The following is a 26,744-nucleotide window of genomic DNA, read 5'->3' on the forward strand; positions in this document are numbered from 1 at the left end:
CGTGGGACCGGATCAGGCGAGGTGGAGGGCGCTGACGGCGAGGTCGATCGCCTTGATGCCGACGAACGGCACGAGGACGCCGCCGAGCCCGTAGATCAGCAGGTTCCGGCGCAGCAGCGCGGCCGCACCGACGGCCCGGTAGGTGACGCCGCGCAGGGCCAGCGGGATCAGCGCCACGATGATCAGCGCGTTGAAGATGATCGCCGACAGGATCGCGCTCTGCGGCGAGGCGAGATGCATCACGTTGAGCGCCTGGAGCTGCGGGTACAGCCCTAGGAACATCGCCGGGATGATGGCGAAATACTTGGCCACGTCGTTGGCGATCGAGAAGGTCGTGAGCGCGCCGCGGGTCATCAGCAGCTGCTTGCCGATGCCGACGATCTCGATGAGCTTGGTCGGGTCGCTGTCGAGATCGACCATGTTGCCGGCCTCGCGGGCCGCCACCGTGCCGGTGTTCATCGCCACACCGACGTCGGCTTGGGCCAGCGCCGGAGCGTCGTTGGTGCCGTCACCGCACATGGCGACGAGCTTGCCCTGCGCCTGCTCCTTGCGGATCAGCGCCAGCTTGTCCTCCGGGGTGGCCTGCGCGAGGAAATCGTCGACGCCGGCCTCGGCGGCGATCGCCGCCGCGGTCATCGGGTTGTCGCCCGTGATCATCACGGTGCGGATGCCCATCTGGCGCAGCTCCGAGAAGCGCTCGCGGATTCCGCCCTTCACGATGTCCTTGAGGTAGATCACGCCGAGCAGCCGCCCGTCGCGGGCGACCGCCAGCGGCGTGCCGCCGGCCTTGGCGATCGCCTCCGCGATGGACCGGATCTCGGCCACGGATCCGCTCTCCGCTTCCGGACGGAACGCCAGGGCAGCGTTGGAGCCGTGGGTGGCCATGGGCTGCGCCGACACGGACGCGATGACCGAATCCACGGCACCCTTGCGGATGGACGAGCCGTCCAGATCGACGCCGGACATGCGCGACTGGGCGGTGAACGGTACGAAGGTGGCGTTCAGCAAGGCCATGTCGCGGGCCCGGAGCCCGTACGTCTCCTTGGCGAGCACCACGATCGAGCGGCCCTCCGGCGTCTCGTCGGCCAGAGAGGCGAGCTGCGCCGCATCGGCGAGATCCCGCTCCGAAACGCCGGAGACCGGGCGGAACTCCGTGGCCTGCCGGTTGCCCAGCGTGATCGTGCCGGTCTTGTCGAGGAGCAGGGTGTCGACGTCGCCCGCCGCCTCGACGGCGCGCCCCGACATGGCGAGCACGTTGAAGCGGACGAGCCGGTCCATGCCGGCGATCCCGATCGCCGAGAGCAGCGCGCCGATGGTCGTCGGGATCAGGGTGACGAACAGGGCCACGAGGACGATCACCGGAATCGCGCCGCCCGCGTAGCTCGCGAAGCTCGGGATCGAGGCCACCGCGAAGACGAACACGATGGTGAGCCCGGCCAGCAGGATGTTGAGGGCGATCTCGTTCGGCGTCTTCTGGCGCGCGGCGCCCTCGACCAGGGCGATCATGCGGTCGACGAAGGTCGAGCCCGCTGCCGCCGTGATGCGGACCTTGATCTGATCGGAGAGGACCTGCGTGCCGCCGGTGACCGCCGAGCGGTCGCCGCCGGATTCGCGGATCACCGGGGCGGATTCGCCGGTGATGGCGGCCTCGTTGACGGAAGCCACGCCCTCGATCACCTCGCCGTCGGAGGGGATCAGGTCACCGGCCTCGACCAGCACCACGTCGCCGACCTTCAGGGTCGTACCCGGCACCATCTCGTAGGCGAGGCCCTGACCGGTGAGGCGCTTGGCCGTCATCTCGGTGCGGGTCCGCCGCAGGCTGTCGGCCTGGGCTTTGCCGCGCCCTTCCGCGAGCGCCTCGGCGAAATTGGCGAAGATCAGGGTGAACCACAGCCAGAGGATGATCTGGCCGGAGAAGGCGAGGTCGCTGCCGCCGGTGATCAGGTCGCGGGCGAACAGCACGGTGGTGAGGAGGGCCACGACCTCGACCACGAACATGACCGGGTTGCGGATCATGGCGCGGGGGTCGAGCTTGCGGACGGAGCCGATGAGGGCCGGCCCGATCAGGGCGGCGCTGAACAGGGATGATGTCTGACGCGACATGGGAGATGTCCGGAAGGGGTTAGGTGCCCGGCGCGGCGCGCCGGGCGCTGTCGGGATCAGAGGGCCAGCCTGCCGGCCGTCAGCGCGTAGGCGGCCAGGAGGGCGAAGCCTCCGAGCAGGACGACGCCGAGGAGCGCCAGCACGAGATCGGAGGTCCGCACCGCCTGGGCGCGGTCGCTTCGCCGCGGTTGCCGGTGCAGCACGAGGTGATGGCGCGGCAGGCGCCGGGAGGGGAGGGCGCGCGGCATCTCAGCCCCCCGTCGCGAAGGTCTGGCCGGCCGCGCCCGCGAGGTGCTCGACCACGGGGCCCAGCGCCAGGGACGGGAAGAAGGTCAGGCCGCCGATGATCAGGATCACGCCGACGAGGAGCCCGACGAACAGGCCGCCATGGGTCGGGAACGTGCCCGCCGAGGCCGGAACCCTCTTCTTCGCGGCGAGCGAGCCCGCGATGGCGAGCACCGGGATCTTCACGAAGAACCGCCCCACCAGCATGCCGATGGCGAGCGTGCTGTTGTAGAATAGCGTGTTGGCCGTCAGCCCGCCGAAGGCCGAGCCGTTGTTGGCCGCCGCCGACGTGTAGGCGTAGAGGATCTCGGTGAAGCCGTGCGGGCCGGCATTGGCCGGTCCGGCGAGGCCCGCCGGCAGCACGGTCGCGAGCGCCGTGAAGCCCAGCATCATCAGCGGCAGGCAGAGGATGCCGAGCATGGCCATCTTCACCTCCTTCGCCTCGATCTTCTTGCCGAGGTATTCGGGGGTGCGGCCGACCATCAGGCCCGCCACGAAAATCGCCACGATCACGAAGATCAGCATCCCGTAGAGGCCGGCGCCGACACCGCCGATGATGATCTCGCCGAGCTGCATGTTGAGCAGCGCGATCAGCCCGCCGAGCGCCGTGAACGAATCGTGCATGGCGTTGACCGCGCCGCAGGAGGCCGCGGTGGTGATCACCGCGAACAGCGCCGAGGCCGCGATGCCGAAGCGGGTCTCCTTGCCCTCCATGTTGCCACCGGTCAGCCCGAAGCTGTTGAGCACCGCGCTGCCGTTGGCCTCGGCCCAGTAGGTGACGGCGACGCCCGCGAGGAACAGGATCCCCATGGCGCCGAGGATCGCCCAGCCCTGGCGCTCGTCGCCGACCATGCGGCCGAAGACGTTGGTGAGCGCGGCGCCGATCACGAAGATCGAGACCATCTGGACGAAGTTCGACAGGGCGGTCGGGTTCTCGAACGGGTGCGCGGCGTTGGCGTTGAAGAAACCGCCGCCATTGGTCCCGAGCATCTTGATCGCCACCTGGCTCGCCACTGGTCCGAGCGCGATCGTCTGCTTGGCACCTTCCAGTGTGGTGGCGTCAGCGTAGGCACTGAGCGTCTGCGGAATCCCCTGCCAGACCAGGAACAGCGTGTAGGGGATGCAGATCGGCAGCAGCACGTAGAGGGTCGCGCGGGTGACATCGACCCAGAACGAACCGATTGTTCCGGTAGAGGCTCGGGCGAAGCCCCGGATCAGCGCCACCGCAACCGCGATGCCGGTCGCCGCCGACAGGAAGTTCTGGTGCGTCAGGCCCAGCATCTGGGTCAGGTCCGACAGCGTGGTCTCGCCGCCATAGGATTGCCAGTTGGTGTTGGTGATGAAGCTGGTCGACGTGTTGAACGCGAGATCCGGCGCCACCGCGGCCTGATCGGCCGGGTTGAGCGGCAGGACCGCCTGCAGCCGCAGGATCGCGTAGAGCACCGCGAAGCCCAGCACGTGGAACAGGATGACCGCGCCCGTATAGGCCAGCCAGTGCTGCTCCTGGCGGTCATCGATGCCCGACACCCGGTAGAGCCCGCGCTCGATCGGTGCGAGCACGGGCGAGAGGAGGGTGCGCTCTCCGGTGAAGACGCGGGTCATGTACGACCCAAGGGGCTTCACGAGCGCCAGAACGACCGCGCAGTAGAGCGCGATCTGGATCCAGCCGTTGAGGTTCATGGGGGGGTCCGTGCGCAGCCGCTCAGAACCGCTCGGGGCGGACGAGGGCGTAGGTGAGGTAGACGAGGAGGCCGGCGGTGACGCAGGCGCCGAGGGCGAGGTCGAGGCTCATGGCGGCCTCGCTCACAGCCGCTCGCAGGCCGCGGCGTAGCCGGCCGCGGCGGCGAAGAAGGCGAGTCCCCCCGCGAGGAAGACGATGTCGAGCATGGTGGTCGGGTCCGGTTCGGCGGACCGACCGCGGAGGCTCCGCGACCGGTTCCGGCCAACCCGGAATGTGGCCCCGAACCGCGTTAGGGTTCGAGGCGTGGACAGGGCGGATCTTATAAGGGTCGCATTAGGATTGGGCCGTGCCGACCGTCCCTACCGGCCGCGCGAAGCACGTCGTCGGCGCACGTGATGTCGGCGCTGGACTCGGTGAACGGCCCTCCGGCGGAAACCTGATTGGCGCGCTCTGACGATCTCAGCTTCCGGGGAGATCGTGAACCTCGTCAAAGAAGAACTCTTTCCAGCTGGTCGGCTTCTGCTTGATGTAGCCGGCGCGCGAGAAGAACTGGGCGGCCGGGAGCAGGTTCTGCGGCGCCGCGGAGAACACCATGCCGGGCCGCGCGATCAGGGCCGCGAGGGCGTCCGCCGAGATGCTCTCCTTGTTGACCTCCAGGTAGATCCTGGCCGCGGCCGGCTTGTCCGTGTCGATCAGGGCGATGGCCTCCTTGATCGCGCCGACGAACGCCGCGATGACCTTCGGATTGGCGTCGTGGAAGGTCGTCGTGCTGTAGACGCAGCCATTGGTCAGGGGGCCGCCCATCACCGCGACCGAGTCGAGGACCTCGTGGACGCCCGACATGGCGAGCTCCTGGTCCTGATACGGCGGCTGCGAGAAATGCGCGGTGACGCCGTTGTTCTTGTTCTGGAGCGCGATCATCGCGTCGGGATGGCCCATGCCGACGGTCATCGCGTTGAACTTCTCCAGGGCGCCGGCCCCGAATTCCTTCTCGACGGCGATCCCCAGCACCACGGGCTGCGTCCCGACCCGGATGGTCGGGACCGCGATCCGGTCGGCCGGTCCGAAATCCGCCAGCGCCTTCACGTTCGGGTTGTTGGTGACGAGCTTCATCGGCAGGGCGCCGGTCGCCACGACACCCTTCACCCGCCCGCTCGTTTTGCCCCACATGATCAGCATGTTCGGTCCGCCGCTGATCACCATGTCGACGCCGCCGGACAGCAGCGCGTCGTTGCTGGCGCCGCCATTGGTCAGGCGCGTCCACGTCACCCGGAGGTTGTCGATCCCGGCGGCCTTGGCGTGCTTTTCCACGAGGCCGAGCTTCTCGGCGATCACGGCCGGCAGGTAGGACAGGCCGGGCTGCTTCGCGATACGCAGCTCGCCCGCCTCGGCGCGCGCGGCGCCCGACCGGATCAGAGGCGCTCCGAAGGCGGCGGCCGAGAGGCCGGCCCGGAGGAGTGTCCGCCGGGTGGAGCCGCAACGATCTGTCTTGGTGTCGCCGGAACGCATGCAGCCCTCGTCTGGGAAGGATGATCCAGCCGGTCTCGCCGGCGGAATGACATTCTGACGCTACTGCATAAGGGCAACGGCGGGTAGGCGGATGCTGTATTCAGATATGACAGAAGGATCGGTGTCGCGTGTGCAGGCGGCCGGGCGGCCCAAGGCGGTAGCCGGTGGACCCTTTGGACGCGCGTCACGCGGTCCGCTCGCGACGACGGCGCGGCTGTGACCACGTCATTCCGGGACTGCGTAGCAGGGCCCGGAATCCAGAACCGCCGACGACGCAAAGCTGGGCACGCGTCGCGGTTCTGGGTTCCGGGTTCGCCTACGGTGACCTGACCGGCTGGCTTTGGACCGGGCTGATTGAGAGGATCAGCCAGGACCAGAGGCGTCGGACATGCGGCGAGGTCAGAAGACGAGCGCGGAGCAGGTCGTGCTGAAGCTGCGCCGGATCGAGGTGCAGACGGCCCAAGGCAAGAGTTTAGCCCTGGCGTGCAAAGAGGCGGAGATCCCCGAGCAGAGCTATTACCGCTGGCGCAGAGAGTACGGCGGCCTCCAAATCGACCAAGCCAGGAAGATGAAGGACCTGGAGCGCGAGAACGCGCGGCTACGCCGGCTCGTAGCTGACCTGTCCTTGGTGGGTCAGGTGTTGGCGGACGTCGCCTCGGGAACCTTGTAGCCCCCGAGCGACGCCGGCAGGCAGTGGTCGGCATCCGGGAGACGTACGGTCTCTCGGAACGTCACGCCTGCCGGATCGTCGGTCAGCACCGCGGCACGCAACGCACCGTGCCGACCGTGCCGGCCGATGAGGATGCACTGACCCAGGCCATCATCGCCCTGGCGTCCGAGTACGGGCGTTATGGCTACCGCCGCGTCACCGCGCTGCTGCAGGCAGACGGCTGGCAGGTGGGCAAGGACCGGGTTCAGCCCATCTGGCGGATGAGCGCCGAGTCGGGACCCCACTCTGCAGGATGGTAACGTCCTCAACAAACAGCCGTTTTTCGTCGAGAGGTAGGGTCTCGATCGGCGCCGACCGGAAACCCGCTTTCTCCTCGATTTTGCGAATGATATCAACGCGCTGCCTTGGCTTTGGTCGGGGGTCCCGCTTCAACGCCGATCCACAATCAGCGCGACGGCACCGCGATGGTCGGCGTGTAAGCGACGCCAGACGGGCTGTGGATGCCGTTTAGTAGGCTCAAGGTACGTGCGGGTGCGACTCCGCCACGCCATTCTAATGCCGTTTGCGTGCGTGCTCCCCGAACACCCGCACAGCAGCACGTTCGCGTTAGCGATGTGCTCGGCTGAGGCTGGTTGTGCAGGAGTTTCGGCGGCAGGGCCGCCTGCCCGTGGCGTGCCGGATTCCCATCCCGGCCAGAGATCTCTGCCTCCCCGTAGCCTGTAATCAGACGTTTCGGGCTTCAGCGTAGGGCCGTAAGCGGTCCCCGCGGCTATGTCCGCTCCCATACATCCGCCGTCCGGAAGCGCACCGGCATCAGATCACCCCAAGCCGCCGTTCCGATCACGATCCAACCTACCTGCCCAGACCGATTATGACGCCTCTCCCAAGCGGCCGTTCGTCGGCCAACCGGCAACCTCGATTTGGTGTGGGAAGCAGACAGTTCACTGCAGGATACCGAGGCGAGAGCGCACCGCTACCGTGACGATGGCGTAAAACGGAACGACGATGATGGCGGTCGCGCCCCATACCCATAGGGCTACGTCTTCCAACATCAGCGCCGCAATTATTCCGAACCAGTATGCGGCTTCGAGGAGGTGCACGAGGACGTTGAGGCGATCCTGTTTCATCGCTTTCGGAACGGCGAAAGGGCGTCGTCGAGGTGTAGGCATGAGCTTCTCTCCCGTCGACGGCCGAGCCATCCCACAGGAGATCTCACAGGTTCAGTCGCCTCAAAGTGGGGGCGCCACGACGCTGTGGATAGCGACCGCGAAGGAGTTCGGCTGAGGCGGCGGATCATCTCTGAATGTCCGAGCCAGATTGAGAGCGGTCCCCGCGGCCATGTCTGCCTCGATGTATCCGCTGCTCAAAAGCAGACCGGCGGATATCCACCCTCTCGGACGCCCAGGGAATCATCAGCGTCGGCCGAACTTGGCCGAAACCGGCTGGCCCGCTTCGGAGAAAAGCTGCCAGAAAAGCGGACGAGCTCCTACCGACCCATGTCAGACGGTGGGCGAACGCAACACGATACCCGGAAGCGGACCTGCTGACATCACGATGCTTGGACCGGCGTAGCTTAGCCGTTGCAGCCCGTTCACCAGCGCGCTACCGTTGCGATGTCGGAAAAGGCAGACTTGGTTTGGTAAGCCCAAGTCCTTTCGGTAACGAAAGCTCTGGTCTTTGGCCCCGTGCCGCGGACCCCCACGACGAACGAACGACGCCCTCGCGCGTCCGGCCGTTCGTCCGCGTGGGTCTCGGGTTCGGGAAACGCTCCGGTCGAACATCGACTTGGGAGCCCGACCATGCCCACTTCACCGACGCATTATGACACGATCATCGCCGGCGCTGGTCCCGTGGGCCTGTTCCTCGCCTGCGAGCTGTCGCTTGCCGGGTGCTCCGTGCTGGTCCTCGAACAGGCGTGTGATCCGTCCTCACCGTTGATATACGCCCCGTTCGGACTGCGCGGCCTCTCAGTTCCGACCATCGAAAGCCTCGATCGCCGGGGCCTGTTGAACGCGATCGAAGCTCACGCGGCCAGCCGTGCTACGCCAGGGACGGCGCATTGGATGAAGCAAACCCGCCGTCCGGGCGGCCACTTCGCCGGCATCCAGTTCTTCCATGATCGGATCGACACCGCGCGCTGGACCCATCGCCTACCCGGCGCCGTCAGCAACTTGGCTGCGGAGATGGCAGGCATCGAAGCTGTCCTGAGCGCGCGAGCGGAGGCGTCGGGCGTCACGGTCCTGCGGGGCAGGGGTGTTGAAGGCTTTACCCAGACGGACGAGTTCGTCGTCGTCCAGGCAGGCGGCCAATCATTTCGAGGATGCTGGCTCGTCGGCTGCGACGGGGCCCGCAGCACGGTGCGCAAGGCGGCCGGCGTCGGCTTTACGGGCACCGAGCCCGAGTTCACCGGCTACTCCGTCCAGGCCGAGTTGGCCGGCGCGGACGCGCTCATGCCGGGACGCCAGTACACCGCGCAGGGCATGTACCTGTTCACCCCGCCCGGCACGATCGCGATGGCCGATTTCGACGGAGGCGCATTCCATCGCTCCGCCCCGATCACGCGCGAACACGTCGAGGCTGTCCTGCGCAGGATCTCAGGCACCGATGTTACGGTGACCAAGCTCGAACTTGCCACCACCTGGACCGACCGGGCCTACCAAGCGAGCGCGTATCGCAACGGTCGGGTGCTGCTGGCCGGTGACGCGGCGCACGTCCATTCCCCGCTGGGCGGACAGGGCCTCAATCTCGGGCTCGGCGACGCGATGAACCTGGGCTGGAAGCTCGCCGCCACGATCCACGGCGATGCGCCGACGGACCTCCTCGACAGCTATGAGCGCGAGCGGCATCCGGTCGGCGCCCGTATCCTTGACTGGTCGCGGGCCCAGGTCGCGCTGATGAGGCCGAGCCGAAGCTCGCGCGCGCTTGAAGCCATCATCCGCGACCTGATCGAGACGCCGGATGGCGCGACCTACTTCGCCGAGCGGGTGTGGGGCGTCTCGCTTCGCTACGACCTCAGCGGCAGCCATCCTTTGGTAGGACACAGCGTTCCCGATTTCGTGCTGAACGATGGACAGAGGGTCGGCAGCCTTTTGCGCGGCGGCAAAGGCTTGCTCTTGGAATTCGATCCAGGCGCAACGCATCAGACCTTTGCTTGCCGCAAGTCCAAGAAGATCAGCTATGTCGCAACGAACGCGCGGGATGGACTGGGCTTGCGGGCCATCCTCGTACGGCCAGACGGGATCGTCGCTTGGGCAAGCGAGACAGCTGTTGATGAAGCGACCGTCAGCCGAGCTATGACGCCCTGGTTCGGCGACTGACCGAGCCACGTGACCTGCCTCAGCGATGTCCGCTCCGAGGCGGTCTCCGCTCCAGAGCGGTCTGGCTGGAAACCACCCCAAGCAGCCATCTCGGTTCCGACCCAACGCGGTCGTTCACGCGTGACCGGGCTGTTGCGCGGCGGCGAGTTCGCTCGTTGACCGTGCGACCTCCGCACCGAAGGCCCTTCGGCAGTATGCGACTAGCCGGTCGGTCCGGTCGGCGTCGCCGCGAAAGGCGATGTGGCCATCCGGGCGAACGAGCACGAGCGCCGGGCGGCCCTCCAGGCCGTAGGCGCCATGGGCCTTGCCGTCCATGTCCGAGAGGACGGGGACGTCCGCATCGTCGACCGGCGGGCCCGCCAGGACGAGGCGCGGCCGCACCCAAGGCCATGGCGTGACGGCGTCGGCTGCATCGAGCAGCGAGGCGCCCGCGTCGGACGACCGGCCGTCGAAGCACAGGAGCGACCAGCCGGTCGTGTGGCCGTCCGGGTTGTAGAGGAACGGGAACAGGCTCGTGGTCTCGCCGCGATGCGTCACCTCTGCGTCCGGTGCGCGCTCGCCTGGCTTCGGTCCCGGCCGCAGCACGGTCGCCAGGCCGGACAGGCGGTCCTCGTTCAGGAGGCTCTTCGGGTACTCGACACCCATCTGTTGCATGTCGTCCGTGCCCTGCAGGAGCGAGCCGAGGTTCGGGAGCGCCTTCGCGGCCAGGCCCAGGACCGTATCGGTGACCCGGCCGCGGTAGACGGTCCATCGGAAGCCGCGCGCCTGCTGAGCACTGAGGCGGGCGTGTTCGCCGCCCCGCTCGCCGTCGTAGGAGTCCAGGATGACCGGCGCAGCCTCGCCCCGCAGGGTCATTGCAAGGCGCCACGCGATCTCGACGGCGTCGTGCAGGCCCGCGTTCATGCCCTGCCCGCCGATGGGTAGGGACAGGTGTCCGGCGTCGCCCGCCAGAAAGACGCGGCCACGGGCGTAACCCGGGGAGACGCCGTACTGGAATCGGCTGTGGGTGAGCCATTGCGGGTCCGACAGGGTCAGGGTCTCGTCGCCCGTCACCTCGCGCGCGACCGCCTGCATCTCGTCGAGGGTCGGGTCGCGGTCCGGTACGCCAGTGTCGTCGGCCAGGAAGAACAAACGATGGTATCCGCCCCAGACCGGCAGGATGCCGGCGAAGCCGCGCTCGTAGTAGAAGAACCAGAGCTGATTGGGCTCCTGCGAGCGGCGCCAGGAGAGCTTCGCGTCGACCTGCCGGTTCATGCAATCCGGCAGCCGCTCCGCTTCGAAGTCGAGATCCAGCATCGGCCGGATCGCACTCTTCGCACCGTCGGCCGCCACGAGGTAGCGGCAGCGGCGCCGCTCCTCCGGCCCGTCTTCGCCGCGCCGTAGCACCACTGTGACGCCCGCCTCGTCCTGCTCGACGCCGGTCACCCGGCAGCCCCGGTCGAGCCGGCCGCCGCGAGTCTCGAACGTGTCTGTCAGGGTTCGCTCGATCACGTCCTGCCCGCTGTAGAGGACCTTGGGGTAAGGGCTGGCGACGTCAGCGATGGGAATGGGTGTCGTCGGGGTGCCGTTGACGAAGAAGTTGATGGTGTGGATCGCGTAGCTGTTCTCGGCCAGCAGGTCGCGCAGGCCGATACCGGCGAGCAGCTCCTGCGGGCGCGCCCAGAGGTTGTTGGCCCGCGAGTAGGCCTTCACGTCGGTCCGTTCTTCGAGGATCAGGCATGACACGCCGTGATGGCGCAGGGCGTTGCCCGTCGTCAGGCCGATGGGCCCGGCACCGACGACGATCACGTCGGCGTCGTAGCCCTGCGTGGCGGAGGCGCGATTCATTCCTGGGTCTCCTTCCGCGAGGCGGCGGCGATGGTTGCGAAGTCTCCTTGAGAGGCACCGATCCGCTGCTGCAGCGTTCGCAGCAAGGTTCCGGCGGCCTCCATGGCTTCCGGGGACATCCCTTCGGTGAGGACGTCGGCCCAGAGGTCCTTGCGCTCCGTGGCCTGTTCGTAGGCGGCTTCGCCACGCGGGGTCATCGAGACGAGGGGCGCGCGGCGGTGGTGGGGGTTGGGTTCGAGCCGCAGCAGTCCGTCCTCGCGCATGTCGTCGACGACGCGCTGCACCGACTGGCGGGCGAGGCCCATGTTGCGGGCGATGTGGGCGACCGGCAGCGGGACCGGGGACAGGGCGATGGCGCCCAGGACCTGCCAGCGGGCACTGGTCAGGCCCAGGTCCCGCACCAAGGCGTCGCCGGCCTCGATCAGGTCGCCGTTCAAGCGAAACACGTCGATGACGAGACCCGACCACGCGCGGCGTGTTCGGAGGCTATCCTCCGAGGGCGTTCCTGGCGCAGGGCTCATGATGCGCTCCGAGTTCGTAGATGGCTGCCGAAATGACAGTCGGCTGTCATTTCGGCCACTAAACGAGCCCGATGGGGATGGGTTCCAAGCACTTCCCGCGCTGCAGCCGGATCGCGTCCGCCTCGTCAGGGACGCGCGGAGAGCACGTCTCGCGCGAGGGTCCAGCGCCAATGGCCGTAGCGGTCGTTGTCCAGTGGATGGAGCTTGCCGCGTCCGCTGGCCATGTCGCGAAGGTACTGCATGCCCTGCCATGCCGGGAAGACCGCCTGCTTCCCCGATGTCAGGGCGCGCGCGATCGGGATCAGCCGCCCGAGCCGGTCGATGTCGCCAGCGCGCCAGAGCCCGTAGGCTCGTCCCGTCACGTTCGTCATCAGTTCGACGAGGGATCTCGGGCTGACCACGTCCCCCGCGATGCGCAGGAAGCGGGGGGCCGCCTCGTCGAGCGCGACCTCGGCGGTGTAGCGTGCCACGTCGTCCTTCGTGGTGAAGTCGAACGGCTGGTCGGGATCCCCCCAGTACAGGATCCGGCGCGGCCCCCGCAGTACGATGGGCGCACCACCGGCCAGAAGTTCGGTGAAACCGCCGTTCAGCACGGACGTGACCCGCATCGGCGAGCGGTCAACCCGGTCTATGAAGGCGCGGCGCAGGTCGAGGTTGCGGTTGTCGCCCGGACGCGTGCGCGTGAAATCGAGGGAGAAGTCCGAGGGGATGAAGCGAGGTACCCCCGCCCGGGCCGCCGCGTCGAGGAGGCGCCCCTGCGCCCCGAGTATCACCGGCTCCAACCCGTTCAGCGCCGACACGACGCAGGCCGCACCGCGACAGGCGGAGACGAGGGAGGCTTCGTCGTCGTAGTCCACTGCGACCGCCGTGATGCCATGGGCGGTATCCGCCGGGATCGCGGAGGATGACCGGCGCACCAGCGCGCGCACATTGGCCCCACGCCGCGCGAGGCCCGAAGCGATGCGTGCGCCGAGGTCACCGCTCCTGCCCGCCACTACGACAGTCGTTGCGCTTCCGTCGCGTTCGTCCGAGCCGGTCATCGATCCACCTCCGGGCACCACCATGGCCCCTGCCGGGCCGACAGTTCGAGCGTTACATCGTTCCGCATCGGAGCATAATATGCCCTGACTGAAACGTGGCGTTGCGAGATCGGAACGATGATGGAGCTGTCCGATATCCGGGCGTTCGTCCGTGTGGCGGATCTCGGAAGCCTGTCGCAGGCGGCTCGCGCCCTCGCCGTCCCCAAGTCGACGGTCAGCCGTTCCTTGAGCCGCCTCGAAGCGACGGTCGGCGCCATCCTGCTCGACCGCTCACCACGGCATCTCCGCCTCACGGAAGCCGGTCTGCTATTCCGCCCGCACGCCGCCCGCATCCTCGCCGACGTCGAGGAGGCGGGCACCGCCATGGACGGGTTCGGCGGCACGCCGCGGGGGACGCTGCGGGTCAGCGCGCCGTTCACGCTCGCCATGACGCTGGTCGCACCCATGACGCCCGGCTTCCTTGCGCGGCATCCGGAGGTCCAGCTGCTCCTGGATGTCGAGGACCGCGTGGTTGATTTGCCCGTCGAGGCCGTGGACCTCGCCATCCGAGTGGGCCCGTTGCCCGACAGCGGCCTCATCGCTCGCCGCCTGATGTCCACCGAGATGTGGACCTGTGCGAGCCCCGCCTACCTCGCCGCGCATGAAGCGCCGGGGCAGGTCGCCGATCTGGCCAGTCACACGTTGATCGCAGGCCTCACCCGCCCGGCGGCGTGGTCCTATACCGCCCCGGGCGGGGAGGCCGAAAGGCTGGAGGTCCGGCCGCGAAACGCGATCTGCGAGCCCATGTCGCTGAGGCAGGTCCTGGTCGGCGGGGCGGGGATCGGCCGACTGCCGGACTTCGTGGCCGCCGAAGCCGTCGCGCGCAGGGAACTCGTGCGGCTGCTGCCTGGGCTGACGGGGGACACGTTCGACGTACACGCCGTGTACACGAGCCACCGAAGCCTCTCGGCCAAGGTGCGGGCCTTCATCGATGCCCTCGTCGAACACCTCGCCGCGGGCACGGAGCTTGGCACTCGGACTGTCGTCGAAGCACCCGGGCGTCGGTAGCTCGATGGATGCATCGCTACGATGTGCAGGCCCTGCATCCAGGTCCGTATCGGGCTTCGAGGGCTATCGGACCTGATGCCTGGGATGGACCGACCGCAATCGATCGTTCGCGGCCCTTAGAGACGGACCGTCAGCGTTCGACGCGGTTCGACCGGGCTACATCCAGCCTGCGACGTGGGCATGCGCGCGCCGGCCAGAGATCATGGGAGTCGGGCTAGTGACGGTCGCGGTCGTGTCGGTCGACCCCGGCAGCACGGGGGGATGGCCCGGATCGTCATGGATGGGCGGCCGCCAACACCTCCCCGAGCGTCCGCGGGGCCCGGCCGAGGAGCGTCCGCAAGGCCGGATCGGTCACGGCGAAATCCCCGCGGCGCGCGGCGCGGAACGTCCCGAGCAGCATGTCCGCATAGATGGCCGGCGTCCCTCCCGCGATCCTCGCGTCACGCCATTCCTCGTCGGTGACGACCGTATGGCGCACCTCCCGACCGATCGCCTCGGACGCCATTGCCGCAACCTCGGCCATGGTCACGGCCTCGCCGGCCGTGAGTGGGGGCGTGATGCCGTCCCATCGCCCCTCGCCGGCGAGGATCGCCGCATCGGCTTCCGCGAGGTCGGCGCGAGCCGTCCAGGCGACGGGTCCGTCCTCGGGCGTCTGCAACTCGCCGGTCCGCAGCGCGTCGCCGATCATGTGCAGGCAGCTCTCCGCGTAGAAGCCATGGCGAAGCGACGTGAACGCCGGGCCCCCGTCCGCCAAGTCGGCCTCAGTGCCCGCATGCTGGTCCGCGGGCAGGAACGACGATCCCACCCGAGCCCCTGCGTGGCTGGTGTAGAGGACCCTGCCGACAGCGACGGCCCGCGCCGCCTCGATGGCGTTTCGATGGAGTCGGAGCGCCTCGTCGCCGAGCTTGTCGGCCGAGACGATCAGCACCTGATCGGCGCCGGCGAATGCCCTCCTCAGGCTGGCCGGGTCGGCGAAATCCCCCTCCCGCACCACGACGCCACGCTCCGCGAGACCGGCCGCCTTGCCGACGTCGCGGACGCTGGCGACCACCCGTTCGGCGGGCACGCGGCGCAGCAAGTCCTCGACCACGGCCCTGCCGAGTTGGCCGTTGGCTCCGGTGACAACGATCATGGAGAGCACCATGGTAGCGGCGGAAACAACGGATCGTTAACATCGATAACGGCATGATGTAAACGGCGCTACCACCGTGGCCGTCCCGGTGGTACGGCAAGCCATGGTGGACGAACCGGCGAGCGGGATCGAGACGGAGGATGTTAGGGCGCGGATCCTGGAGGCGGCGTCCCGGCTGATCGCAACCGGTGGCGTGGCGGCCCTGACCACCCGGGCCGTGGCCGCGGCGGCATCGGTCCAGGCCCCGACCCTGTACCGCCTGTTCGGCGACAAGCGCGGCCTTCTGAACGCGTTGGCCGAGCATGGACTGGCGGCCTTCATGGCGCGGAAGACCGCGCTTCCGCCGCATCCCGACCCGGTGCAGGACCTGCGGGACGCCTGGGACACCTACGTCGCCTTTGGCCTGTCCCATCCGGCCGTGTTCGCGATCACGAACGAGGTGGGCGCGCCGGCCTCGGGGTCGCCGGCCATGCTCGCGGGCCTCGCCATCCTGCGCGAGAGGGTGCAGCGGATCGCACGCGCCGGCCGGCTCCGCATACCCGTCGGGTCAGCGGTGGCACTCATCCATGCCGCCGGCGTCGGGACCGTGGCGACCCTTCTCGCCGTCCCGAGCGAGGAACGAGATCCCCGGCTCTCGCCCCTGGCACGCGACGCGGTGCTCGATGCGGTCACCACCGACATGTCCGTGCGGGAGGAAGCCAGCCTCGCATCCCTGGCGATAGGTCTCGGTGCCCGCCTCGATGACGCCGAGGCGCTGACGCCGGGCGAGCGCCTTCTCATGCGGGAGTTGCTGAACCGCCTGTCGGGGCCAGCCGACACCGGCTGAGGATCCACGCGCCGCCCGGCACGCGGAGGTATGCCTCGGCGCGACACTCCCTGCCGACCATGGCTCAGGCTGTCTCCCTGCGCTCATGCCTCGGCACCTGCGCCGTCACCTGCTGCAGGAGCTGCGCGAGCTGTTCGGCCGAATAGGGCTTGTGCAGGAGCTTGAAGCCGTCATGCCCGTCCTGTGCGAGGACGTGGCTGTAGCCGGAGGCCAACAGCACGGGGATGTGGGGCATACGACGCCGCATCTCCCTCGCGAGGGCGAGGCCCCCCATGCCCGGCATCACCACGTCCGAGAACACGACGTCGAAATCCGCCCCTTCGCTTCCCAGCCGGTCGAGCGCCTCCTCGGCGGTGGCCGCCCAGGTGGTCTCGTAGCCGAGGTCCTCCAGGATCTGTGTCGCGAAGGTGCCGACCTCAACGTTGTCCTCCACCACCAGCACCCGCTGCCCCGTGCCGATCGGGGACGCCGCGGCCTCGGACGCTTCCTCCCGCTCCGCGGCCTCGGCCGCCACCTCGGGCAGGTAGAGCGTGAAGGTCGTGCCCTCGCCGACGACGCTGGAAACGGCGATGTCGCCGCCCGACTGCTTGGCGAACCCGAACACCTGGCTCAGGCCGAGCCCCGTGCCGCGGCCGACCTCCTTCGTGGTGAAGAACGGCTCGAAGATGCGTTCAAGCATTTCGGGATCGATGCCCGCCCCGGTGTCGATGAGCGCGATGGCGGCGAAGGGCTGGGTACTCCCGGCGTGGCCGCGGATCGGCGGGAGCGTTCCCCCGCAGGTCAACCGAAGGGTGAGCGAGCCCTCGCCGTCCATGGCGTCCCGGGCGTTGACCGCCATGTTCACCAGCGCCGTGTCGAACTGGCTCAGGTCGGCCCGCACGAAGCAGGGGCTGTCGGGGATCTCCGCGACGACCCGGATGCGGGCGCCGGTCACCGTGTCGAGCAGGTCCGCTACCGCCCGCAGCTTCTCGCCGATGTTGAAGACCTGGGGGTCCAGGGTCTGCCGGCGCGCGAAGGCGAGGAGTTGGCCCGTGAGCTTGGCGGCTCGGTCGACCGTGTCGGAGACCGCGTCGAGGTAGCGAGCCTTGCGCGCCTCGGGCAACTCGGGCCGGCGAAGGAAGTCGACAGAGGAACGGATGATGGTGAGCAAGTTGTTGAAGTCGTGCGCCACGCCGCCGGTGAGCTGGCCCACCGCCTCCATTTTCTGTGACTGGCGCAACGCCTCCTCGGCCGTGAGCAGTTCGGAGGTCCGCTCCGCAACACGGCTCTCCAACGTTTCGTTCAACTCGCGCAGACGCTCCTCGACGCCTTTACGGTCGTGGATGTCGGTCGAGGTCCCGAACCACGTGGTGATCACGCCGCCGGGATCCCGCAGCGGCTCGGCCCGGGCCACGTACCACCGGTAGGCGCCGTCATGCCGGCGATAGCGCACCTCGATCTCGTAGGTCACGCCTCGCTCGCGCGCATCCGACCAGACCGCGGCTGTGCGCGCGCGGTCGTCGGGGTGGATCGCGTCGGTCCAGCCGTCCGGCAGCGATAGTTCCAGGGATAAGCCCGTATAGGCGCACCAGCGGTCGTTCAGGAAGTGCAGGCGGCCGTCGGGTGAGGCGAACCAGACGAAGGCGGGCACGACGTTGGTCAGCGTGCGCAGCCGTGCCTCGGCCTCCCGCCGCTCGTCGATATCGATGACCGATCCGAAGTAGCCCAGGTGCTCGCCGTGCGTGCCGGTCCGCGGGGAGGCGGCATCGAGTGCCCAACGGTAGGCCCCGTCCTTTCGGCGCAGGCGGTACTCCAGGCGGAACGGTTCCCGCCCCGCGTTCGCCGTCAAGAAGACCTGCTCGGAGCGTTCGCGGTCGTCCGGGTGGACGGCGTCAAGCCAGCCGAGGACGAGCCCCTCCGCCTCGGTCTGTCCGGTGAACTCGTACCAACGGCGGTTGAGGTAGATGCAGGCGCCGGAGGCGTCCGTGATCCAGGTCATCACCGGCGCGTCGTCGGCCATGGCACGAAACCGGATCTCGCTCTCGCGCAGCCGCGCTTCGGCGCCGACGCGCTCGATATGCGCCCAGCAGCGTTCCGTCACCTCGCGGATCAGCCCGAGCTCCTCTTCCGTCCAGTGATGCGGCTGCGCGTGGTGGATGGCCATCAGCGCCCTGAGGCGTCCGTCCTTGACCAGCGGCATGCAGATGGTGGCGGCGATGCCGATGTCCTGGAACGTCTTCGCCTCGTGCGGCGCGATCTCGACGAGGTTGTCGTTGATGACGAGGGGACGCCCGGCGTTGAGCTCGCCGACCGCGAGCCTGCCGAAGGCGGCGAGGCTGTAGTGACCCAGGATCGAGGGCGCGTCCGGGGCGTGCCAGTTGCCGCGGATGGTGAAGCCGTCGCCGTCCGGGTCCATGTCGGCGTAGGCGCAGTTGGACAGGCCCAGGTGCTCAGCGACGAGCCGCGTGGTGGTGGACAGCACGGCATCGGCGTCGCGGGCGGCTGCGGTAGCCTGGGCGAGGCGGTCGAGGAAGAGCAGGCGGCTCTCGCTGGCGGCCATCCGACGCTCGCCCAGCACACGCGCGGTGATGTCGATCACGCTGGCGAGCACGCCCATCGGCGTGCCGCCCTCGTCGACAATGGGCGTGTACTCCAGGTCCATCCAGACCCTCTCGGGACGGCCCAGCCGCCAGAGTTCGAGTTCCTGCGCGTGAAAGCTGAGGGGCCGACCGGCGAGGCCGCTCTCGATGACGTGGGCGTTGAAGGCGCGGGCCTCCGGCCAGGTCTCCAGCAGCCGTCCGCCCATAGCGCGCGGGTGGCGCGGCCCGCAGACCTCGGCGTAGCCCTGGTTGTAGACGAGGATACCCTCGCGGCCCCAGATCGCCACCATCGGTACGGGCGAGAGCAGGAGCGTCTGGACGATGGTGCGGACGGGGCTAGGCCAGGCGGCCATCGACCCAAGCGGGGTCCCCGACCAGTCGTGGCTACGGATGAGGTCGCCGAGGTCTCCACCCCCGACAGGGGCCCAACCGTGCGCCGAAGGTGTCTGAGTCATCAACTCGTGCACGAATCCAGCCTTAGCCGCTTGGTTGTCCGTGCGAGTGAAACCTACGTCAACGGCTGCAGACGCGTGGGCGAAGATTGGTTGTCGGACCGAGAGGGCGACGCTTGAAGTCGCTGCGGCTCCGTCACCCTCAAGCTACCCCATCGCGCGACCCCATCTTGCGATCATGGCAGCCGCTTTCAATCGGTCGCCCTGGATTGATCGGGTAGCGCGACCAGTTGCCCGATCAGGTACAGGGGTGGTCGGTCGCGCTTGGCCCGTCAGTCAGGCGGCGGAGATTGCCGTGTCGAGCGACACCGAAGAGGGCTGGTAACTCCACACCGTAGAAGGCAGCCCAAAGCAGGAGCGACGGTCGCCTTCGAGGAGGCTGTCAACGCCGCCTTCGGGCACGCCTTCGAGCTTTCGGGTCGATTGAACAACCACGTCGCGTTCGGAGGTCCCGACGGCGAGGACCGCCATCTGAAGCCGGACGATTAGCCGACGCTCCGCTGGAAGCTGCGGTGCAACACTCGTTAAGGCCTCCGGCGGATGCCTCCTGCCGCCGCGCACACGGTTTCCACACCTGTTTCTCGGGTACAAATCGGGGTCATAGCCCCATTCGACGCAAGTCGCCGCTGAGCGGTGACAAGGACTTACGGCGGTATGGGCTGAATGGCGGAGACGGAGGGAGCTGGAGCCCGTTCGCCGCTAAGTCGCTGATCCTGAACGCTAAGACCCTAGGCGCGTCGCCCGCGCTGTGCCGTGCCCCTGTGACACCGCCCCACCTGAACAGCCTGCGGCGGCGGGGTCAATTCCTGGGCGCTGCGGCTCACGTGGCAGGGTGTCACCAACTTCCACCCAGTTCGGTTCGCGGGGTCAATGAAGGCCGCGACCGCCAGATCATCCGACCCGACAGCAAACAGTGATGCCGCATGCTATCGAGCTGCCCCCGGGACGGTCCGGCTCGGCCCGGCATGGGCCATCAGCGGCAGGCCGTCGCAGCCTCGGCGTCGCGGACGTGGTCAAGTGCAAGCGGCGCAGCCTCATAAACTTCCGCTCTTGGCGTCGCTGGTTCACCACCAAGATGAACTGGGCCGCGGTCGACGGCGACCTGATCGCGCTCATCGTCGGCCCCGAACGGTCAGGGCTGATCCTGGGGCGATACAGTGAGGGCCCAGAGACGGAGGCTGCTAAAGTCGCGATTGCCAGGGTCTGGCCTTCTTCGCTCGACAGTTCGCCGATCAAGGCGGCGCAACCGCTGAGCGGCGGCGGAAGCAATAGGGTTTGAGCGTACGCGAAGCGACGATCCGGTTGCAGCCCGCTAGAGCGGTTTCGGTTTGATCTGGATCACGAGGCTCGACGGGCCCTCCTCCCCACAAGGGGGGAGGGAGACCGCGCTTCGCTTGATGAAGGTATGATCCAAGTAAGACCGAGAACGCTCTAAACCGGCTAAACAGCCAACGTCGCATGTCTGATCGCGCGTAACAAATAGTGTTATGCGTTACCTGTTACGCTCAACGCCGAAGCACGACAGGTGAGCATCACCTCTCCGGCGAACTCGGACCCGAGCTCAAATCGCAAAGCTGCTGCAGTTTTGAGCCATACTGCAGTCCGGTGAGTGGAGCTCTCTGCGGGGTCAAAACGGTGCCTGAAAATCGCGGAATGACCCTGCACGAGGCGAGACGAAACCGGAACAAACATAGTTAATACGAAAGTAACCCCAGGGGAGTTCACCCGGCACGAAATTTCCATCTCGTCGGGACTCCATTCCGAGGATAGCGTCATTGTCCGTTTCAATGTCGATAAGATGGGGCGCGGCGGCTGCGCCAAGTCCGTGACCCGCGCAGTGCAGGCCGTCGAGCCTGGCACCCAGGTCGAGGTCGACCTTCAAGCCAAGCTCGTGACCGTGTCGGGGATATCGGGTCCCGCCGACCGGATCGCCCGGGCCATCGGCGAGGCCGGTTTCCCGGCCGTCCCGGTGTGATGCCCGACCGGACAGGCCCCGGTGCAACCGAACCCGTCCTCGTACATTTCGTGGAATGACCGGGTCGGACTTCCGCCCCGGCCCGAAATTTGGCATCCTGGTTCCGTGAACCTCTGGCTCGCCCTTCGGCGGCTGCTCCCGCTCCTGGCGGTCTTCAGCCTCACCCTGACGCCGGTAACCGCTCCCGCGGCCACCGCGGGCATGCACGCCGCGATGCCGGCCTCCGTCCACGGCCATCACAGGCACGCGATGGCCGGCATGGACATGGCCGACGACGGTTCGGGTCACGTCGGCATGGCGGGCATGGCGGCGGGCGACATGGCCATGGACGACATGCCATGCTGCCCGCACGAGAAGGCGGCCAAGCCGGACTGCGCCAAGGGCTGTCCGTTGATGGCGCTGTGCCTCGCCACCGTCGCCTCGCTCCTGCCCACGGCGGTCGTCCTCCCGGCGCCCGTTGGGATGCGGGCGGCTGTGGCTTGGCCCGCGCCGGCCCCCTTCGCCAGCGTGCACGGGACGCCGCTACCCGAGCCTCCCCGAGCCTGAACCCGATGCCGCCGGCGTGAACGCCGGCACGATGCCGCGCGCCCGCGCGCCGGCACCCATCGCGTTCAGGAGATGACACCCGTGTTGAAGAGCCCCCTCGCGCGCCCGCTCACGGCGGCGCTGCTCGGTGCCGTGCTGTCGGTGCCGGCCCCGACCTCGTCCGCGTTCGCGGACACCAAGGACTACCAGTTCCAGCTCGTCCAACAGGAGGCCAAGGTCGGCGACGCCGTCATCGCTGTCCGGCTGGTGGATAAGCGCAGCGGCAAGCCGGTGACCGACGCCGTAGTCTTCGCCAAGCGCCTCGACATGGCCCCCGACGCCATGGAGGAGATGGCCACCAGGGTCGAGCAGGTGCCCTCGACCGAGCCCGGCATCTACCGGTTCAAGGCCCATCTCGGCATGCAGGGCCGCTGGCGTGTATCGCTGGCCGCCAAGGTCCAGGGCGAGACCGGCACGGTCGAGGACAAGCTGATCGTCCAGGCCGCAAAATGAGCCGGTCCGCATGGCTCGCCGGGGCCCTCGCCGCGCTCGCGGCGGGGTCAGCCGGGTATTGGGACGGGCACGGCGGCCCCGCCGTGTCCGACCTCGCGGGCCGGGCGGCGGGGAGCCTGCCGACCGCGCTCGTGGAAAAGGCGTGGGACGGCCTCGCGCATCTGATGCCGTCCGCGCCGGGGTCGGGCACGGCAAAGCCCGCCGTCCCGTCAGGCCCGGTCGTGTACTACCAGGACCCGGACGGGAAGCCGGTCTACTCGCTCGCGCCGATGGTGACGGGGGACGGGCGGGAGTTCCGCGCAGTCCACGCCAGCGAAGACGTGCGCTTCGACGCGAAGGACGCCGAGGCCACGGCCATGCCCGCCGGGATGGCGGCTCACGACATGGCCGGCCACGACATGGGCAAGGGCGGGATGGCGGCCGGGGCGGCCGAGCCACGCCCGGGCAATCGGCGCGTCCTGTACTACCGCAACCCCATGGGCCTGCCGGACACCTCGCCGGCGCCCAAGAAGGACTCGATGGGGATGGACTACATCCCCGTCTACGCGGGCGAGGACGAGGGCGGGAACGTCGTGACCGTCTCGCCCGGCAAGGTCCAGCGCACCGGAGTGCGCACGGAGGTCGTGGACCGGCGGGTCGTGGCGCAGCCGGTGCGCGTGCCCGGCACGGTCGCCCTCGACGAGCGGCGCGTCACCGTGATCGCGACCCGGTCCGACGCCTACGTCGACCATGTCGAGAACGTCACCACGGGCGACCGTGTCCGCAAGGGCCAAGCGCTGGTCCACGTCTACTCGCCCGAGATCAACGCGGCCGCGGCCCAGTTGATCGCCAACCCGGGCTTCGACGGGGCGCGCCGCAGGCTCCAGAACCTCAACGTCTCCGAGGCCGTCATCGACGAGATGGAGCGCACCCGGAAGGTGCCGATGGCCATCACGTGGTCCTCGCCCCGGGACGGCCTCGTCCTGCAGCGGACCGCCATCGAGGGCACGAAGGCGGCGGCCGGCGACACCCTGTTCCGGATCGGCGACATCTCGACGATGTGGGTGCTGGCCGACGTGCCCGAGCGCGACCTCGCCGCGGTGCGCGTGGGCCAAGTCGTCACCGTGCGCCTTCGCTCGGCCCCAGGCCGGGCGTTCGCCGGCAAGGTGTCGGTGATCTACCCGCAGGTGAACCCCGACACCCGGGCGACGCGGGTGCGCATCGAGCTCCCGAACCCGGACGGCGCGCTCCTGCCCGACATGTATGCCGACGTCCAGATCGACACCGGCGACGCCAAGCCGGTCGTCGCCGTCCCCAACGACGCGGTCAACGACACGGGCGAGCGCCAGGTCGTGCTCCTCGACCGCGGAGAGGGTCGATTCGAGCCGAAGGAGGTGAAAGTCGGCGTCCGCGGCGAGGGCTACACCGAGATCCGAGCCGGCGTCGCGGCGGGCGACCGGGTGGTCACGGCGGCGAACTTCCTGATCGACGCCGAGAGCAACCTGAAGGCGGCGCTGCGCTCCCTGGCCGCCCCGAAGGACGACCGGCAGGCCGCCAATGGGGGAGGCACTCCGTGATCGCGCGCCTCATCGGCTGGTCGGCTCGTAACCTCGTCCTCGCGCTGGTCGGGACGGTGTTCGCCGTCGCGGCCGGCGTGCTGGCGCTTAGGACCCTGCCGCTCGACGCCATCCCAGACCTCTCGGACGTGCAGGCCATCGTCTACACCGAGTATCCGGGGCAGGCGCCCCAAGTCGTCGAGGATCAGGTCACCTACCCCGCTGACCACCGCCATGCTGACGGTGCCCAGGGCCAAGGTGGTGCGCGGCTTCTCGTTCTTCGGCGTGTGCTTCGTGTACGTCATCTTCGAGGACGGGACCGACCCCTACTGGGGCCGGTCCCGGGTGCTGGAGTACCTCAACGCGGCGGCGAGCCGCCTCCCGGCGGGAGTGACGCCGACGCTCGGCCCCGACGCGACCGGCGTGGGCTGGGTCTACCAATACGTCGTGGTGGCCAAGGAGCGGACGCTCGCCGAACTGCGCTCGATCCAGGACTGGGTGATCCGCTTCGGGGCCTCACGCGCCGAAGGCGTCGCCGAGGTCGCGGGCGTCGGCGGGTTCGTGAAGCAGTACAACGTTGTGGTCGACCCAAACCGCCTGCGCGCCCAGGGCATCAGCCTGAACAAGCTCCGGGACGCGATCCGGTCGAGCAACGCCGAAGTCGGCGGCCGCACCGTCGAGCTCTCCGAGTTCGAGTTCATGGTGCGCGGTCGCGGCTACCTGAAGGGCATCGCCGACATCGAGAATATCGTGCTGAAGACCTCCGGCGGCACGCCGCTGCGGGTGCGGGACGTAGCCCGGGTCGAGCTCGGGCCGGACGAGCGGCGCGGCATCACCGAGATGAACGGTGAGGGCGAGGTCGCCGGCGGCATCGTCCTGCAACGCTTCGGGGCGAACGCCCTAAGCGTCATCGAGGGGGTCAAGGCGAAGCTCGCTGAGGTCGCCAAAAGCCTGCCGGCCGGGACCGAGATCCTGCCGGTCTACGACCGCTCGCAACTCATCGATGCGGCCATCGACACCCTGCGGCACACGCTCGTCGAGGAGAGCATCGTCGTCTCCCTCGTCTGCGTGGTGTTCCTCCTCCACGTCCGCAGCGCGCTGGTCGCCATCCTGATGCTGCCGGTCGGCATCCTGATGGCGCTCGCCGGCATGAGAGCACTCGGAATCGGCGCCAACATCATGAGCCTCGGCGGCATCGCTATCGCGGTCGGCGCCATGATCGACGCCGCCATTGTGATGATCGAGAACGCCCACAAACACCTGGAGCGGGCGTCCGAGGGCAAGCCGCGGGTCGAGATCCTGGTCGAGGCTGCGAGCGAGGTCGGCCCCTCGCTGTTCTTCTCGCTCCTCGTCATCACCGTGAGCTTCCTGCCGATCTTCACCCTGGAGAGCCAGGAGGGCCGGCTGTTCGGGCCGCTCGCCTACACCAAGACCTTCGCCATGGCGGCGGCCGCACTCCTGTCGGTGACGCTCGTCCCGGCGCTGATGGTGCTGTTCGTGCGCGGGCGCATCGTTCCGGAGCACCGCAACCCCCTCAACCGCCTGCTCATCTGGCTGTACAGGCCGCTCATCGCCGGCGTATTGCGGGCGCGGGTGCTCACCATCCTGCTCGCCGTGGGCGTGCTGGCGGCGACCGTCTGGCCGGCCCGGCAACTCGGCTCCGAGTTCATGCCCGACCTCGACGAGGGCAGCCTGCTCTACATGCCGACGACCCTGCCGGGGATCTCGGTGACCAAGGCCGGCGAGCTGCTGGCCACCCAGGACCGGATCATCAAGAGCTTCCCCGAGGTCGCCTCGGTCTACGGCAAGGCTGGCCGCGCCAACACGGCCACCGACCCGGCGCCCATGGAGATGTTCGAGACAGTCATCGCCCTGAAGCCGAAGGCGGAGTGGCGGCCGGGCGTGACCCTCGCCAGCCTCAAGGCGGAGATGGACGCCGCGCTGCAGTTCCCCGGTGTCTCGAACGCCTGGACGCAGCCGATCCGCGCCCGCATCGACATGCTCTCGACCGGCATCCGCACGCCCGTCGGCATCAAGGTCCTCGGGACCGACCTGAAGGAGATGGAGGGGGTCGCCCGCCAGGTCGAGGCGGTGGTCCGCAACGTGTCCGGCACGTCGAGCGCCTACGCCGAGCGGGTGATCGGCGGCTACTTCCTCGACATCACGCCGAATCGCGAGGCGCTGGGCCGATACGGACTGATGGTCGGCGACGTGCAGGACGTAATTGCGACCGCACTGGGCGGCCAGGCGGTGACGAACACCGTCGAGGGCCGGGAGCGCTACACCGTGAACGTGCGCTACCCGCGCGCCTTCCGCTCGGACCCGCGGGCCATCGCCGACGAGGTGCAAGTGCCCTTGCCGGCCGGGGGCGCCGTGCCTCTGCGCGAGGTGGCCAAGGTCGAACTGACACGGGGGCCGACCTCGATCCGCACCGAGAACGGGCAGCTTGCGGTCTACATTTTCGTCGACATCGCCGGCCGCGACCTCGGCGGCTACGTCGCCGAGGCGCGCAAGGCCGTGGCCGACGAGGTCAAGCTGCCCCAGGGCACGATGCTCCAGTGGAGCGGGCAGTACGAGTACCTCGAACGGGCCGAGGCGCGGCTGCGCATCGTGGTCCCGCTGACGCTGCTCGTCGTGTTCCTGCTCCTCTACCTCAACTTCCGGCGTCTCACCGAGACGTTCATCGTCATGTTGTCTCTGCCCTTCGCCCTGGTCGGCGGGGTGTGGCTGCTCTGGTGGATGGGCTTCAACATGTCGGTCGCGGTGGCCGTCGGCTTCATCGCGCTGGCCGGCGTCGCCGCCGAGACCGGCGTGATCATGCTGGTCTACCTCGACCATGCCTGGGACGAGGTCGGTGCCACCTGCGGGCGGGAGGGCCGCTCCCAGACGCGGGAGGACCTGCGCCGCGCCATCATGGTCGGCGCAGTCGAGCGGGTGCGGCCCAAGATGATGACGGTCGTCGCCATCATGGCCGGTCTCGTCCCGATCCTCTGGAGCACCGGTTCGGGCTCCGAGGTCATGCAGCGCATTGCCGTGCCGATGATCGGCGGCATGGTCTCCTCCACCGCGCTGACCCTCGTGGTGATCCCCGCTGTCTACGCGCTCGTGAAGGGCTGGACGCTGCCGCCGGGCAACCAATCCCGGGCGGAGGCCGTCGAGGAGCCGACGCGCCACCGGGCCGCCGCCGAGTAGCGAGCCCCCCAACCT

At 68.6% G+C, this 26,744-nt stretch carries 20 protein-coding genes and 2 pseudogenes; 10 read left to right on the forward strand and 12 right to left on the reverse strand.

The window, feature by feature from the left end; translation table 11 throughout:
- Nucleotides 1-12 precede the first annotated feature (12 nt).
- From kdpB to ABIE45_RS12550, 5 genes are all read right to left on the reverse strand, one after another.
- A complete protein-coding gene (gene kdpB, locus ABIE45_RS12530) occupies nt 13-2,103 on the reverse strand; it encodes a potassium-transporting ATPase subunit KdpB (protein WP_192707014.1) in 2,091 nt (696 codons plus the stop codon).
- 56 nt (nt 2,104-2,159) lie between these two features.
- Nucleotides 2,160-2,351, reverse strand: a complete 192-nt coding sequence (locus ABIE45_RS12535) for a hypothetical protein (RefSeq protein ID WP_192707015.1) — start codon at nt 2,349-2,351, stop codon at nt 2,160-2,162.
- Nucleotide 2,352: 1 nt separating this feature from the next.
- Nucleotides 2,353-4,068: a potassium-transporting ATPase subunit KdpA gene (kdpA, locus tag ABIE45_RS12540; RefSeq protein WP_192707016.1), complete on the reverse strand. Its 1,716-nt coding sequence runs from the start codon at nt 4,066-4,068 to the stop codon at nt 2,353-2,355.
- A 22-nt stretch (nt 4,069-4,090) separates the two neighbouring features.
- Nucleotides 4,091-4,195: a K(+)-transporting ATPase subunit F gene (locus ABIE45_RS12545; protein ID WP_209578313.1), complete on the reverse strand. Its 105-nt coding sequence runs from the start codon at nt 4,193-4,195 to the stop codon at nt 4,091-4,093.
- A gap of 333 nt (nt 4,196-4,528) precedes the next feature.
- Nucleotides 4,529-5,578: an ABC transporter substrate-binding protein gene (locus ABIE45_RS12550; RefSeq protein WP_192707017.1), complete on the reverse strand. Its 1,050-nt coding sequence runs from the start codon at nt 5,576-5,578 to the stop codon at nt 4,529-4,531.
- A 388-nt stretch (nt 5,579-5,966) separates the two neighbouring features.
- Between ABIE45_RS12550 and ABIE45_RS12555 the strand changes: the two are divergent.
- Nucleotides 5,967-6,508: pseudogene (locus ABIE45_RS12555) on the forward strand (transposase); the annotation flags it as partial.
- A 681-nt stretch (nt 6,509-7,189) separates the two neighbouring features.
- On the opposite strand, the gene ABIE45_RS12560 reads toward ABIE45_RS12555, so the two are convergent.
- On the reverse strand, nt 7,190-7,375 hold the full coding sequence (locus ABIE45_RS12560; protein ID WP_192707018.1) for a hypothetical protein: 186 nt from the start codon (nt 7,373-7,375) through the stop codon (nt 7,190-7,192).
- A 672-nt stretch (nt 7,376-8,047) separates the two neighbouring features.
- On the opposite strand from ABIE45_RS12560, the gene ABIE45_RS12565 reads away from it, so the two are divergent.
- Complete coding sequence (locus ABIE45_RS12565; protein WP_192707019.1) at nt 8,048-9,565, forward strand: FAD-dependent monooxygenase; 1,518 nt, start codon at nt 8,048-8,050, stop codon at nt 9,563-9,565.
- Nucleotides 9,566-9,679: 114 nt separating this feature from the next.
- Here the strand turns inward: ABIE45_RS12565 and ABIE45_RS12570 are convergent, their stop codons facing one another.
- From ABIE45_RS12570 to ABIE45_RS12580, 3 genes are all read right to left on the reverse strand, one after another.
- Complete coding sequence (locus ABIE45_RS12570; protein WP_192707020.1) at nt 9,680-11,392, reverse strand: FAD-dependent monooxygenase; 1,713 nt, start codon at nt 11,390-11,392, stop codon at nt 9,680-9,682.
- Nucleotides 11,389-11,913: a MarR family transcriptional regulator gene (locus ABIE45_RS12575; RefSeq protein ID WP_192707021.1), complete on the reverse strand. Its 525-nt coding sequence runs from the start codon at nt 11,911-11,913 to the stop codon at nt 11,389-11,391. Before ABIE45_RS12575 ends, ABIE45_RS12570 begins: the two co-directional genes overlap by 4 nt.
- A 125-nt stretch (nt 11,914-12,038) precedes the next feature.
- On the reverse strand, nt 12,039-12,953 hold the full coding sequence (locus ABIE45_RS12580) for an aromatic alcohol reductase (RefSeq protein WP_192707022.1): 915 nt from the start codon (nt 12,951-12,953) through the stop codon (nt 12,039-12,041).
- A gap of 117 nt (nt 12,954-13,070) precedes the next feature.
- On the opposite strand from ABIE45_RS12580, the gene ABIE45_RS12585 reads away from it, so the two are divergent.
- On the forward strand, nt 13,071-14,000 hold the full coding sequence (locus ABIE45_RS12585) for a LysR family transcriptional regulator (protein WP_192707023.1): 930 nt from the start codon (nt 13,071-13,073) through the stop codon (nt 13,998-14,000).
- Between the two features lie 274 nt (nt 14,001-14,274).
- On the opposite strand, the gene ABIE45_RS12590 is transcribed toward ABIE45_RS12585, so the two are convergent.
- Nucleotides 14,275-15,132 (reverse strand): SDR family oxidoreductase, encoded by an 858-nt coding sequence (locus ABIE45_RS12590; RefSeq protein WP_192707024.1) that lies wholly within the window; start codon nt 15,130-15,132, stop codon nt 14,275-14,277.
- A gap of 103 nt (nt 15,133-15,235) precedes the next feature.
- On the opposite strand from ABIE45_RS12590, the gene ABIE45_RS12595 reads away from it, so the two are divergent.
- Nucleotides 15,236-15,958 (forward strand): TetR/AcrR family transcriptional regulator, encoded by a 723-nt coding sequence (locus ABIE45_RS12595; RefSeq protein ID WP_192707025.1) that lies wholly within the window; start codon nt 15,236-15,238, stop codon nt 15,956-15,958.
- Between the two features lie 64 nt (nt 15,959-16,022).
- On the opposite strand, the gene ABIE45_RS12600 is transcribed toward ABIE45_RS12595, so the two are convergent.
- Together ABIE45_RS12600 and ABIE45_RS12605 are read right to left on the reverse strand one after the other, a co-directional pair.
- The gene (locus tag ABIE45_RS12600) at nt 16,023-18,890 is read right to left on the reverse strand and encodes a PAS domain S-box protein (RefSeq protein ID WP_373622323.1); all 2,868 of its coding nucleotides are present in this window, start codon (nt 18,888-18,890) and stop codon (nt 16,023-16,025) included.
- A 375-nt stretch (nt 18,891-19,265) separates the two neighbouring features.
- Nucleotides 19,266-19,460, reverse strand: coding sequence for a hypothetical protein (locus ABIE45_RS12605; RefSeq protein WP_192707026.1), 195 nt, complete (start codon nt 19,458-19,460; stop codon nt 19,266-19,268).
- 538 nt (nt 19,461-19,998) lie between these two features.
- Between ABIE45_RS12605 and ABIE45_RS12610 the strand changes: the two genes are divergently transcribed.
- The 6 genes and pseudogenes from ABIE45_RS12610 (at nt 19,999) to ABIE45_RS12635 (ending at nt 26,729) form a co-directional block, all read left to right on the forward strand.
- A complete protein-coding gene (locus ABIE45_RS12610) occupies nt 19,999-20,268 on the forward strand; it encodes a hypothetical protein (RefSeq protein ID WP_192707027.1) in 270 nt (89 codons plus the stop codon).
- A gap of 495 nt (nt 20,269-20,763) precedes the next feature.
- Complete coding sequence (locus ABIE45_RS12615; RefSeq protein ID WP_192707378.1) at nt 20,764-20,964, forward strand: heavy-metal-associated domain-containing protein; 201 nt, start codon at nt 20,764-20,766, stop codon at nt 20,962-20,964.
- A gap of 105 nt (nt 20,965-21,069) precedes the next feature.
- Nucleotides 21,070-21,510 (forward strand): hypothetical protein, encoded by a 441-nt coding sequence (locus tag ABIE45_RS12620; protein ID WP_192707028.1) that lies wholly within the window; start codon nt 21,070-21,072, stop codon nt 21,508-21,510.
- An 81-nt stretch (nt 21,511-21,591) separates the two neighbouring features.
- The gene (locus ABIE45_RS12625; RefSeq protein WP_192707029.1) at nt 21,592-22,002 is read left to right on the forward strand and encodes a FixH family protein; all 411 of its coding nucleotides are present in this window, start codon (nt 21,592-21,594) and stop codon (nt 22,000-22,002) included.
- On the forward strand, nt 21,999-23,558 hold the full coding sequence (locus tag ABIE45_RS12630; protein ID WP_192707030.1) for an efflux RND transporter periplasmic adaptor subunit: 1,560 nt from the start codon (nt 21,999-22,001) through the stop codon (nt 23,556-23,558). The genes ABIE45_RS12625 and ABIE45_RS12630 overlap by 4 nt, the downstream gene beginning before the upstream one ends.
- Nucleotides 23,555-26,729: pseudogene (locus ABIE45_RS12635) on the forward strand (efflux RND transporter permease subunit). Before ABIE45_RS12630 ends, ABIE45_RS12635 begins: the two are co-directional and overlap by 4 nt.
- Nucleotides 26,730-26,744: the final 15 nt, after the last annotated feature.

It is taken from the genome of Methylobacterium sp. OAE515, from assembly GCF_041806315.1.
Taxonomy (GTDB): Bacteria; Pseudomonadota; Alphaproteobacteria; order Rhizobiales; family Beijerinckiaceae; genus Methylobacterium; species Methylobacterium tardum.